9 protein-coding genes are annotated in these 12,243 nt (G+C 69.1%); 2 read left to right on the forward strand and 7 right to left on the reverse strand.

The annotated features are described in order from the left end of the window. Nucleotides 1-196 precede the first annotated feature (196 nt). Nucleotides 197-3,010 (reverse strand): preprotein translocase subunit SecA, encoded by a 2,814-nt coding sequence (gene secA, locus ACFY3V_RS15150; RefSeq protein WP_350946503.1) that lies wholly within the window; start codon nt 3,008-3,010, stop codon nt 197-199. Between the two features lie 263 nt (nt 3,011-3,273). On the opposite strand from secA, the gene ACFY3V_RS15155 reads away from it, so the two are divergent. Both ACFY3V_RS15155 and ACFY3V_RS15160 read left to right on the forward strand, forming a co-directional pair. After that, nucleotides 3,274-3,588 carry an HGxxPAAW family protein gene (locus tag ACFY3V_RS15155; protein WP_362906266.1) on the forward strand — a complete coding sequence of 105 codons (315 nt, stop codon included), beginning with the start codon at nt 3,274-3,276 and terminating at the stop codon, nt 3,586-3,588. Between the two features lie 184 nt (nt 3,589-3,772). Continuing rightward, nucleotides 3,773-4,966 (forward strand): winged helix-turn-helix domain-containing protein, encoded by a 1,194-nt coding sequence (locus ACFY3V_RS15160; RefSeq protein WP_389773638.1) that lies wholly within the window; start codon nt 3,773-3,775, stop codon nt 4,964-4,966. A gap of 87 nt (nt 4,967-5,053) precedes the next feature. Here ACFY3V_RS15160 and ACFY3V_RS15165 read toward each other — a convergent pair whose 3' ends face one another. From ACFY3V_RS15165 to mtrA, 6 genes are all read right to left on the reverse strand, one after another. Next, nucleotides 5,054-5,758 carry a response regulator transcription factor gene (locus tag ACFY3V_RS15165; RefSeq protein WP_350946500.1) on the reverse strand — a complete coding sequence of 235 codons (705 nt, stop codon included), beginning with the start codon at nt 5,756-5,758 and terminating at the stop codon, nt 5,054-5,056. Between the two features lie 94 nt (nt 5,759-5,852). Beyond that, on the reverse strand, nt 5,853-6,518 hold the full coding sequence (gene hpf / locus ACFY3V_RS15170) for a ribosome hibernation-promoting factor, HPF/YfiA family (RefSeq protein WP_350946499.1): 666 nt from the start codon (nt 6,516-6,518) through the stop codon (nt 5,853-5,855). Nucleotides 6,519-7,055: 537 nt separating this feature from the next. Further along, entirely contained in the window at nt 7,056-7,760 is a 705-nt protein-coding gene (locus ACFY3V_RS15175) for a phosphoribosyltransferase family protein (protein WP_362906261.1), read from the reverse strand. Nucleotides 7,761-7,859: 99 nt separating this feature from the next. Further along, nucleotides 7,860-9,737 carry an LpqB family beta-propeller domain-containing protein gene (locus tag ACFY3V_RS15180; protein WP_389773642.1) on the reverse strand — a complete coding sequence of 626 codons (1,878 nt, stop codon included), beginning with the start codon at nt 9,735-9,737 and terminating at the stop codon, nt 7,860-7,862. Nucleotides 9,738-9,777: 40 nt separating this feature from the next. Next, nucleotides 9,778-11,499, reverse strand: coding sequence for an MtrAB system histidine kinase MtrB (mtrB, locus tag ACFY3V_RS15185; protein WP_362906257.1), 1,722 nt, complete (start codon nt 11,497-11,499; stop codon nt 9,778-9,780). Between the two features lie 25 nt (nt 11,500-11,524). Next, complete coding sequence (gene mtrA, locus ACFY3V_RS15190; protein WP_030907316.1) at nt 11,525-12,202, reverse strand: MtrAB system response regulator MtrA; 678 nt, start codon at nt 12,200-12,202, stop codon at nt 11,525-11,527. Nucleotides 12,203-12,243: the final 41 nt, after the last annotated feature.

Below are 12,243 nucleotides of genomic sequence, written 5' to 3' on the forward strand. Positions count from 1 at the left end.
CGCACGCGTCGCTCGTTCCAGGAAATCGTGGCCGGCCGCTCCCACGCGGAGCCCGCCACGCCCGTGACCGCTCGTTGCCGGAATCCGTGCGGCCACCGCCCCCGGCCCGCCGCGCTCCGCCCAGAGCGCCGGAACGGAGGAGATCCGGACGCGCCGGAGGGCCCGCACCGTGGTGGTGCGGGCCCTCCGGCGACGGTCAGACCTCGACGTTCTTGGGGTCTCCGTGACAGCGCTTGTACTTCTTGCCGGAGCCGCAGGGGCACGGGGCGTTGCGCTCCACGTTGCCGTACGCGTCGCGCTGTGCCTTGGTGCTGACCCGGGTGTGCTCCACCTCGCCACTCTCGCCGGGAGCCGTGTACTCCAGCTCGGCGGGACGCTGCGGGCCGCGCAGGCCACGGGCGATGATCGAGCGGGTCTCCGCGAGCGCGGCGTCCTCGGAGTGGTCGTGCTCCTCGACGATCGGGTTGCTCTGGACCTCGACCTCAAGGTTGAACAGGTAGCCGACCGACTCCTCCTTGATGCCCTCAAGCATCTGGGAGAACATCTCGAAGCCCTCACGCTGATACTCGATCAGCGGGTCGCGCTGGGCCATCGCCCGCAGGCCGATGCCCTCCTGGAGATAGTCCATCTCGTAGAGGTGCTCGCGCCACTTGCGGTCGAGGACCGACAGGATGACGCGGCGCTCCAGCACCCGCATCGCCTCCGGGTCCATGGCCTGGGCGTTGATCTCCTCTTCGCGACGGTCGTAGGCGGCCATCGCGTCGGCCTTGATCCGCTCGTCGAGGAACTGGGCGGTCAGCTCCTCGCGTCCCCCGGCCTCCTCGATGAGCTGCTCGGCGGTGATGCTGATGGGGTACAGCTGGCCGAGGGCCTTCCACAGCTTGTCGAGGTCCCACTCCTCGGCGAAGCCCTCGGCGGTGGCGCCCGCGATGTACTCGTCGATCACGTCGTTGACGAAGCCGCGGATCTGCTCGTGCAGGTCCGCGCCCTCCAGCACCCGGTGACGCTCGGCGTAGATCACCTTGCGCTGCCGGTTCATGACCTCGTCGTACTTCAGAACGTTCTTACGGATCTCGAAGTTCTGCTGCTCGACCTGGTGCTGGGCGGAGGCGATGGCCTTGGAGACGATGCCGGACTCGATCGGGACGTCGTCGGGGATGTTGAGACGCGTCATGATCATCTCGACCCTCGCCGAGTTGAACAGGCGCATGAGGTCGTCTTCGAGCGAGAGGTAGAAACGCGACTCGCCCGGGTCGCCCTGACGGCCGGAACGGCCGCGGAGCTGGTTGTCGATGCGCCGCGACTCGTGCCGCTCGGTGCCCAGGACGTAGAGGCCGCCGAGCTCGGTGACCTCGTCGTGCTCGGCCTGCACGGCCGCCTTGGCCTTCTCCAGCGCCTCGCCCCAGGCCTTGTCGTACTCCTCCGGGGTCTCGACCGGGTCGAGACCCCGGCTGCGCAGCTCCAGGTCGGCGCGGAAGTCGGGGTTGCCGCCGAGCATGATGTCGGTGCCTCGACCGGCCATGTTGGTCGCCACGGTGACGGCGTGCTTGCGGCCCGCCTCGGCGATGATGGCCGCCTCACGGGCGTGGTTCTTGGCGTTGAGGACCTCGTGCTTGACGCCCTTGCGCTTGAGCTCCTTGGCGAGGCGCTCGGACTTGGCGACGCTCGTGGTGCCGACCAGCACCGGCTGGCCCCGCTCGTAGCGCTCCTTGATGTCCTCGACGCTCGCCAGGAACTTGGCGTCCTCGGTCTTGTAGACCACGTCGGCCTGGTCCTTGCGGATCATCGGCCGGTTCGTCGGGATCGGGACGACGCCGAGCTTGTAGGTCTGGTGGAACTCGTTGGCCTCGGTCGCCGCGGTGCCGGTCATGCCGGAGAGGGTCTCGTAGAGGCGGAAGTAGTTCTGCAGCGTGATCGTGGCGAGAGTCTGGTTCTCGTCCTTGATCTTGACGCCTTCCTTCGCCTCGATGGCCTGGTGCATGCCCTCGTTGTAGCGGCGTCCGTGCAGGACTCGACCGGTGAACTCGTCGACGATCAGGACCTCGCCGTCGACGACGATGTAGTCCTTGTCCTTCTTGTAGAGCTCCTTGGCCTTCAACGCGTTGTTGAGGAAGCCGACCAGGTGGGTGTGCTCGGGCTTGTAGAGGTTTTCGATGCCGAGCCAGTCTTCGACCTTCTCCACGCCGGACTCGAAGATGCCGACCGTGCGCTTCTTCTCGTCGACGGCGTAGTCGCCGGTGTTCTCCTCGCCGTCCTTGCCCTCGGTGCCCCTGCGGAGCCGGGGGACGATCTTGGCGAACTCGGCGTACCACTTGCCGGACTGCTCGCCGGGGCCGGAGATGATCAGCGGCGTCCTGGCCTCGTCGATGAGGATGGAGTCGACCTCGTCGACGACGGCGAAGTGGTGGCCGCGCTGGACGCACTCCTCGAGCGACCACGCCATGTTGTCGCGCAGGTAGTCGAAGCCGAACTCGTTGTTCGTGCCGTACGTGATGTCGGCGTTGTACTGCTTGCGACGCTCGTCGGCCGGCATGTTGGCCAGGATCACGCCGACTTCGAGGCCGAGGAAGCGGTGGATACGGCCCATCTCGTCGCCGTCACGCTTGGCCAGGTAGTCGTTGACCGTGATGACGTGGACGCCCTTGCCCGAGATGGCGTTGAGGTAGGTGGGCAGCGTACAGGTGAGGGTCTTGCCCTCACCGGTGCGCATCTCCGAGATGTTGCCCATGTGCAGGTTGGCCCCGCCCATGATCTGCACGTCGAAGTGACGCTTGCCCAGAACCCGCCTGGACGCCTCACGAACGGTGGCGAACGCCTCGGGAAGCAGGTCGTCAAGGGATTCACCCTCGGCGTAACGCTGCTTGTAGTCGTCGGTGAGCGCGCGCAATTCGGCGTCGGTCAAGCTCGTGAAGTCGTCTTCGATGGAGTTGACCTGGTCGGCGATCCGCTTGAGCTTACGCAGAAGCTTGCCTTCGCCGGCGCGAAGAATTCTATCGAGAAAGGCTGGCACTTTAGGTAAAGCTCCTCGCAGGTCTTCCGCGGCCGGACCGGCCCGGCTGAGGACGAGACATGGTTCTCCGCTGCCATCGTAGGCGGTTCCGCCACCAGACACAGCCACCCTCAAAGACGCTCTTGTGGCCCTGGGAGTTCCTTGCCCGCTTCTTTGAGAGAGTACGACCAGCTTCATAGGGTATGTCGCTCTTTGCCGCGTCCGCGAGGGATTCGCGCGGGCGCGTCGCCATGCCTGGTCACTGCCTGGGAGGAGGAGTCGTGATGGCGGAGGACACACGTCCGGCAGGTGGCGGGACCCACGAGGGTCAGGGGGGCGACGGCGGTCCCGCGCTCCACAAGGGCTCGGGGGGCCACGGGGGAAGGGCGTCGTCCTGGCTCGCGGTGACCGTGATCCTGCTGGGCTTCACCGTCGCGGGGGTCGCTCTCTGTCTGGGCCCCAACTGGTTCGTCTTCTGGATGGGTGCGGCGGTCTGCGCCATGGGCGGCGTTCTCATTTTGGTCTTCCGCGTCTTCCAGGACATCGTCGTCGAGGCTCCTCGCAGGATGAGCGGAACCGGCCGGAGCGTCCTGGACTGACCGCCCGGCGCGGCGGGGTTCGCCCCGGTTCATCCCCGGACGCGGCGGGCGCGCGCTCATCCCCGCCCGCCCCGGGGTTCACCCCGCCCGCTCCGGACGCGCCCCCCTGACACCGGCGTGGCCGCGTTGTCGGTGTCAGGCGCTAGCCTCGGCCCACGACGTGTTGTCTCCCCCTGGGGCGGTCATGCAGCTCTCCCTTTCCTCCGACGAGGCCCGCCGCGTCATCCTGCGCGCCCAGGGGTTCCTGGGCGCCGAGTCCCGGCGAGGCGGCGCCCCCGCGACCCTGCGCCGTCTGGGCGCCGTCCAGCTCGACACGATCTCCGTGCTGGCCCGCTCCCACGAGCTGGTCGCGTACGCCCGCCTCGGCGCCGTCGGCAGGCAGGAGGTCGAGCGGGCCTACTGGGACGAGCCCGCGCGGGCCTTCGAATACTGGTGCCACGCCGCCTGCATCCTGCCGATCGGCGACTGGGCGCTGTACGCCTTCAGACGGAGATACTTCCGTGCGAGGAAGTTCCGCTGGCACGAGGTCCCCGACAGCGTCGACAAGGTGCTGAACCTGGTCCGTGAGAGCGGCCCGGTCACCACCGCCGACATCGGCGGCGCCAAGAAGGGCGGACCGTGGTGGGACTGGTCGGACTCCAAGATCGCCATTGAGTGGCTGCTCGACACCGGCGAGGTCGTCTGCACGCGCAGGGTGGGCTGGCGCCGCGTCTACGACCTGGCGGAGCGCGCGGTCCCCGCGGACCTGCTGGCCGAGGAGTTGTCCGACGCCGAGTGCGTCACCCGCCTCGCCGGGATGGCCGGGGCCGCGCTCGGCGTGGCCACCCGTGCCGACCTCGTCGACTTCCTGCGGCTGAAGGCCCCGGAGGCACGGCTGCTCGACGCATGCCTGCTCGACGGCTCCACCGGGCTGGTCCCCGTCCGCGTCGCCGGGTGGCCCGAGCGGTCCGCCGACGCCTGGGCCGACCCGGCCGCGCTGGAGACCGAGCCCAGGGGCCGTCACCGCACGACCCCGCTCTCCCCGTTCGACTCCCTGGTCTGGGATCGCGCCCGCACCGCCCGCGTGTTCGGCTTCAACCACCGCCTTGAGGCGTACGTGCCCAAGGAGAAGCGCGTCCACGGTTACTTCACGATGCCGGTCCTCGCCGGGGGCCGGCTGATCGGGCGGATCGACCCGGCCCGGGAGGGGTCCACGCTGGTGGCCCGTCAGGTGAGCCTCGAAGGCGATGTCACACCGGCCAGGGGCGCCGCCTCGCTGGCCGGAGCGCTCTGGGAGGCCGCGAGCTGGGTCGGCTGCGAGGCCGTCCGGGTCGAGCGCGTCGATCCTCTCCTGGCCGGCCCCCTGCAGGACGCCCTGAAGGACGGCGCCCAGGGCTGAGCGCGGTGACCTCGCGGCCCGGCCCGCGAACGTGACGCCCGGGGCCGGGCGCGGTGACCGCCGGGCGGTCACCGCACCGGGCACGCGTCAGGTGATCTCAAGCATCCGCTCGCGGACCGCGTAGACCACCGCCTCCATCCTGGAGTGGAGCTGAAGCTTGTCCAGGATGTTTCTGACGTGGTTCTTCACGGTGTTCTCCGAGATGAACAGCTGCTTGGCGATCTCGCGGTTGTTCATGCCCTTCGCGACGAGACGGAGCACCTCCATCTCCCGGTCGGTCAGGCGCGGAACGGGGAGTTGCGGGGGGCGCTCGGCCTCCTTACGGCTCATGTTGGCGAACTCGCTGATGAGTTTGGCGGCCATCGCCGGATTGATCAGCGACTGTCCCTCGTGGACGCCGCGGACGGCCTCCGGGACCTCGTCGAGTTGGACGTTCTTCAGCAGATAGCCGGTGGCACCCGCCTTGATCGCCTCGAAGAGATCCTCCTCCTCGTCACTCACCGTCAACATGATGATCCGTGTGCTCGGCACCGAGGCCTTGATCTCACGAGTGGCCTCGATACCGCTCCTCCGTGGCATCCGGACGTCCATGAGCATGACATCCGGGGTGAGGCGGTCGGCGAGTTCGACCGCCTCCTGCCCGTCGCTCGCCTCGCCGACAACCTCGATGTCCGTCTCCGCGGCCAGCGCCATCTCCAGACTGCGGCGGATCAACGCGTGATCGTCAACGATCAGCACGCGGATCGGTTCGCCGTGTCCGGACGGGCCGGTTGCGTCGTCGGGTTCCGTCACGCCTCCTCCTCGGGGGGCCAGAGCCGGTGGACCGCCATGATTACACGGGTTTCATGGTCCTCGGTTGGTCGGAGAGGATCTTCGAACGCGTTCTTCAGGGCTCAACGAGCCGCAGCACGCCGTAGTTGTACCCCTGTCGGAGGTATACGACGCTTGGCTGCCCGCTCTCCTTGTCACGGAAGAGGTAGAAATCGTGTCCCACGAGTTCCATCTCAAGAAGGGCCTGATCGACGGTCATCGGATCGGCCTCGTGGAACTTCTCCCTGACCATCAGCGGACCGTCCCCGTCCATCTGGATCGGGATGATGCTCTTGTCCTCCGTGACGTCGGCGTCGGCCTCGCTCTTGGACGCGGCCGGCGACTGCTCGGTGAACAGATGAGCCGGGGCGGTGTCGAAGGATTCGGCGAGCGCGGTGGCCGTCAGTTCGGCGACCGAGGGCGGGCAGTGGTTGCCGTGATGGATCTTCCTGCGGTCGGCGAGCCGCCGCAGCCGTCCTTCGAGCTTGCCGAGTGCGATGTCAAGGGCGGCGAATCGGTCGTCGGCCGAAGCCTCCGCCCGGATCGCGGGACCACGTGAATGAATGGTGAGCTCGACGCGCTCCCGCTGGTCGACGATACGCGGATTACTTTCCTTGGACACCTCCACGTCAACGCGGATGAGCTTGTGGTCCAAACGCTCGATCCTGGCCAGCTTGGTATTCACCTGGTCTCGGAATCGGTCACTCACTCCGGTGTGCCGACCCTTGACGATGATCTCCATGCACAGCCCCCCTTCGAACCTCGACGGTGGTATTGCGACACCCGCTCGGCCGACCTGGTCTTCGTCCCCACATCCGCCTGCTGAGGGTTTCGCAGCTCTTTGCCACTACATGCCCTTCTCTTCTGGCAAGGAACATCTGGCTCCCTGGGAAGGCAGGACTTACCTCTAAGCCGCACCGTGATCGATCGACGAGAAGTCGTCTTACGTGGACCGTTTCGCCTGCGGCTGGCATCGGCTAGCCGGGCCGGCCTCCTCGCGGAGGTCGGTCCGGTGCAACCACGGACCCGAGCGGGTGCCATGGCTCAGACGCTATCCGCATCCCGGCCGAATGTCAGCCTGACCGTGGGCCAAAGGATCACTTTGCGTAATCCAGGACCGGGCGACCGGCTCCGGGGCTCCCGCTCCTGGAAGGCGACGGCGGGAGCGGCGAGGGCTTCTCACGTTCTTGAGCAGCCATGAGGGCATCGTCGAGACGGTCAGGACAGTGAGGTGTGGCGTCGAGGTGACCCCACGATCGGGTCACCATCTCACTCTGCGTCACGATCCGTCGCGATCACCGGTTTTCGATCTCCGGCGTGTCGCGGCGACCGTGGCGGCGAGGGAGGGCGTGAGCCCCGCCTCGCGCATCGCCCTCGCCGCCTCCGCGAGCGTCGCACCGGTGGTGACGACGTCGTCGACCAGCACAATCGCCTCCGTACCGCCCCAGGAGCGCGGCACAGGCTCGTTGCGGCCGATCGTGACCGTAAAGGCGGAGGAGAGATTGGCGGCCCGCTGGAGGGAACTCAGCCCCGCCTGGTCGGCGACACGGCGGCGCTGGGCGAGCACCCGTGCCACGCTCGCGGGCCAGCCGGCCTCGCGGAGGTAACCGGCCGCCAACGTCGCGAGCCGGGTCACCGGGTCGTGCCCGCGGCGCCTCAGGGCCGGGCGGGCGCTGGGCACCGGCACCAGCAGCACCGGCCGCTCGCCGGCCGCCGTCGCCACCGCGAGGGCGAGGGCCCCGGCCAGCGGAGGGGCGAGGGCCGTGCGACCGCGCTCCTTGTAGGCGATGATCGCTCGCCGCACGGCGGGGGTGTATTCGGCCGCCGACCAGCACTCGGGCAGGCCCGGCGGAACGGGGTCCGGCATCCGGAGGGCGGGCGCCCCGTGCAGCTCCTTCGCGCAACGGGGACAGACGAGGGCGCCCAGCGCGTCGCATCCGGCGCAGCGGGGCGGCAGGATCAGGTCGAGCATGGCGGTCGTCACGGATCCAAGGTTGCATACGGCACCGACAAAAAAGCCCAGCCCAGGGTACCGGAGGGGGGTTCGGTCCCCCACCGGAGGCGATGGAAGGAGTCGCTCGACTCAGCTCAGGGGAAAGGCCGGGAAGGCGGGACCGTCCTCCGTGAAGTCCGTGGTCCCGGTCTCGTTCTTGACCAGCGACTCCCACCTGGTGGAGTTCCAGAACAGGACCTGCCGGGCCCCCTGCTCGTCCCTGGCTCCGGCGAGCAGGGTGCCGTCCAGGGCGGTGATGCTCTCGATCCGGGAGTCGAAGGGCAGCGACTTGGGCTCGGCGGAGACCGAGGCCTCGAGCAGTTCCGACTTGCCGGTGAGCGCGTACAGGGTCTTGCCGTCCTTCCAGGCGATGTCCTTGATCGTCCGGTTGCCGTCGGCGTTGACCACGGTCTGGAGGTTGGTGACGCGGGTGTTCTCCCGCTCTCCGATGACGGTGCCGACCTGGACCTGCTCGCCCAGCCCGTCCTTGACGATCACGGCGACGTGCACGCCGTCCCGCGCGACCTTGAGCGACTTGACGTACAACGTCTCCAGGTCCGGGGCCGACACCCGGTACCGGTGTTTGTTGTCGCCGTCGTGCCGGGTGATGACCGAGGCGTGGTCGTTGGGCCGGTCGACCGTCCAGAGCGTGTGATAGCGGTCCCAGGCGGGCGGGGCGAGGGAGACCCCCGTGCTCCAGTCGCGCCACTCACCGCCCGCGGCGAGCGGCGCGACGGAGACGCTCCTGCCGTCTCCCGAGAGCACCGCCACCTGCTGTACGGGCTGGCCACTGATCGCGGGGTGGGTCCCCACCCCCTTCTGACCGGCCCTTCCGGGCACGGGCCGCCCGACGTTCTCCTTGTCCAGCAGCCGCAGCGCGCCACCCGCGAGATAGAACGGGTAGACGGCGTCGGGGGTCGTCCAGGGGTCGAAGTTCGAATGCTCCTGAGCGTCGATCTGGAGGGACGCGTCGGGATAGTAGGACTCGCCGTTCACGGTGACCTCGAAGCCCCAGCCGCCCTTGGTGAGCGCGGCGAGCGTCGCGGCGAGCTGGGCCGACATCGGGTCGATCAGGTCGGAGTCCACCCGCCTGGTGAGGTCGACGACGACCCGGTTGTTCTCGATGGTGACGTCGATGAGCTCGGTGCCGGTGAAGGCGGTGCGCACCGCGTCCTTGAGGGAACTGCTCGGCCCCCTGATCAGCCGCTCGACCGTCGTCTTGGCGAAGTTGGCGGCCGGGTCGATCGGCACCCGCACCTGGTCGACGACCAGGCCCTTCCACTGGGAGTCGAGGAAGTACAGGTCGACGGGCAGGTAGCCGCGGGCGACGTCGGCCTCGGACAACAGGAGCCCGTCGGGGGCCGCGCTGATGCGCCACTCGCCGTTCGCGTCCTTGGCGAGGGTGAACGCCTGGTTCAGCGTGCCGCCGCTCGGGCGGTATCGGCCGTCTTGGTCGATGATCGCGGTTTTGCTGCCCTTGAGCGTCACCTGGGCTTGCTTGTCCTCGTCGCGGAGGGGCGCGAACTTCTCGTACGTGCCCTGCCGGTAGACCGTGACGCCGCTGCGCGGGTTCCACTTGGTGGCGAAGTCGCCGGTGAGGTATTCGCGGGCGACCTGGAAGGCGGGGTCGTCGAGGCTCGCCATCGCCGCGCGGAAGCCGGTGACGACATCCTCCGGCGACCAGCCGGCCTTCGGCGGCATCGCGATGACCCGCGCGTACGGGTCGCCCAGCGGGTTGCCCTTGCGCTCGTTGTCGACGGCGACGACGGACTTGCCTCCGGTGGGGATGACCGAACAGGCGCTCACCGCGTAGACGAGGGCGATCGCGAGGATCACCGTCCCCGCGTTCCGCGCGCCTCCCCTCAGCGCCGCGTACCGCCCCCCGCGGACACCGGTCCGCGCGGCGCCACCGACCGGCTCGGGCCGTCGCCGCGCCCTTCCGCCGACGGCCCGCGTCGCGCTCCCCACAGGCTCCGGCCGGCGTCGCGCGCCTCCCGTCCTGCCCGTCCTAGTCCGCATCGCGCCCCCCGTCGGCCGCCGCCGGCGACAGCACCGGCGTCATGTGCCCTCGCCAGGTGCGCCGCATCTCCACCTCCGGGGGTACGAGCGGCAACGGCGAGCCCCTCAGCACCGCCCCCGCCACCCTGGGCAGCGAGAGCCGGAACTGCGAGCCCTCCCCGTGCGAGCCCCACGCCTGCAGCCAGCCGCCGTGCAGGATGGCGTCCTCGCGGGAGATGGCGAGCCCCAGGCCCGTACCGCCGATCGTGCGCGCCCGGGACGGGTCCGCCCGCCAGAAACGGTCGAAGACCAGGTTCTCCTCGCCGGCTCTCAGTCCCACCCCGTGGTCGCGTACGGCCACCGCCACCGCGTCCCTGTCGGCGGCGACCGAGACGACGATGTCGCGGCCCTCTCCGTGCTCGATCGCGTTGAACAGCAGGTTGCGCAGGATGCGCTCGACCCTGCGGCTGTCCATCTCCGCCATGCACGGCTCGCCGGGAAGGCGCAGGTCGAAGCGGGTGGAGTGGCGCTCGGCCAGCGCCTCGGAGTCGGCGACGGCGCGCAGCACCACGTCCCTGACGTCCACGGAGTCGACGTCGAGGTCGGCCGCGCCCGCGTCGTAGCGGCTGATCTCCAAAAGGTCGGCGAGCATCGCCTCGAACCGGTTGAGCTGGTTCTGCATCAGCTCCGCCGACCTGGCGGCCATCGGATCGAAGTCCTCGCGGGCGTCGAAGAGCAGGTCGGCGGCCATCCGCACGGTGGTGAGCGGGGTGCGCAGCTCGTGCGAGACGTCCGAGACGAACTGGCGCTGGACCTGGGAGAGCTCCTCCAGCTGGTGGATCTTCAGCGCCAGGTTGGCGGCCATCTCGTTGAAGGAGGCGGCCAGCCGGGCGAGGTCGTCCTCGCCGCGCACCTTCAGCCGCTCGTCCAGGCGCCCGGCGGCCAGCCGCTCGGCGGCCTGCCTGGCCAGCCGCACCGGCGTGACGACCTGGCGGGTGACCAGGGAGGAGATCACGGCCAGCAGCAGCACGAGGCCGGCGCCGACAAGGATGATCATCTGCTGCACCGAGGCGAGGGTCTGCTCCTCCTTGTCCAGCGGGATGAGGTGGTAGATCTCGTACGACGAGTCGAGGCGGGTGCCGATGATCATGCCGGGCACGGGCTGCTCCGGCTGTCCCTTGTAGTACAGCGGGGTGTACCAGGTGCTGTCCTCGCCGGCCTCCTTCTTGAACAGCTCCTCACGCTGCCTGGGCGGGATGCTGACGGGGTCGATGTCCGTGGTTCCGTAGAACGCCCCCGGCAGCGTCTCGTTACGGATGATCACCGAGTAGCGGCTGGCCGAGCCCGCGCGCCGCGCGAGCGCCTCCGTGGCCTGGCTGAGCGGGCTGCTTCCCGGCGGCTGCAGCGCCTGGCCCGGCTCCGCGGCCTGCTTGGCGGCCTCGGCCGCCGGCTGGCTGAGATAGCCGAGCACCGCGTTCCTGTCGGCCTGCGCCTCGCTCTTGGCCGCGCTCTCCCTGGTCTCCAGGGTGGTCCTGATGATCTGCTGCATCAGGAAGACGCCGAGCACGGCGACGACCACGATGGAGATGACCATCGTGCTGGTGACCACGCGCAGCTGGAGCGAGCGCCAGAAGACGCGTCGCGCCCGGCCGGCGACGCGCCGGACACGACGCCGGACACCCCGCAGCAGCTGGCGCGGGGTGCGACGGCGTTTTTTCGGTGCGGGAGGCATCTCGGGGGTCCGGGGAAGAGGTCGGCTAGGCCGGTCCGGCCTTGTACCCGACCCCGCGGACCGTCACGACGATCTCGGGGTGCTCGGGATCCTTCTCGATCTTCGCCCGGAGCCGCTGGACGTGTACGTTGACCAGACGGGTGTCGGCCGCGTGGCGGTAGCCCCAGACCTGTTCGAGCAGGACCTCGCGGGTGAAGACCTGGCGAGGCTTCCTGGCGAGGGCGACCAGCAGGTCGAACTCCAGCGGGGTGAGGTTGATGGTCTCCTCCTCCCGCTTCACCGAGTGCCCGGCGACGTCGATCGTGATGTCGCCGATCTGCAGGATCTCCGGCGTCGGCTCGTCGGTGCGGCGCAGCCGGGCGCGGACCCTGGCGACGAGCTCCTTGGGCTTGAAGGGCTTGACGATGTAGTCGTCGGCCCCCGACTCCAGCCCGAGCACCACGTCGATGGTGTCGCTCTTGGCGGTCAGCATGACGATCGGCACCCCGGACTCGGCCCTGATGCGGCGGCAGACGTCGATCCCGTCGGCCCCCGGCAGCATCAGGTCGAGCAGGACCAGGTCCGGCCGGGTGTCGCGGAACGCGTCGAGTGCCTTGTCGCCGTCGGAGACGAAGGAGGGTTCGAAGCCCTCTCCGCGCAGCACGATACCGAGCATCTCGGCGAGAGCCGCGTCGTCGTCGACGACCAGCACGCGTCCTTTCATGGCCCCTCATTCGGTTTACGCAGTTCGGGAGTTATCGTGAT

It is taken from the genome of Streptosporangium sp. NPDC000095 (genome assembly GCF_042899335.1).
Classification (GTDB): Bacteria; Actinomycetota; Actinomycetes; order Streptosporangiales; family Streptosporangiaceae; genus Streptosporangium.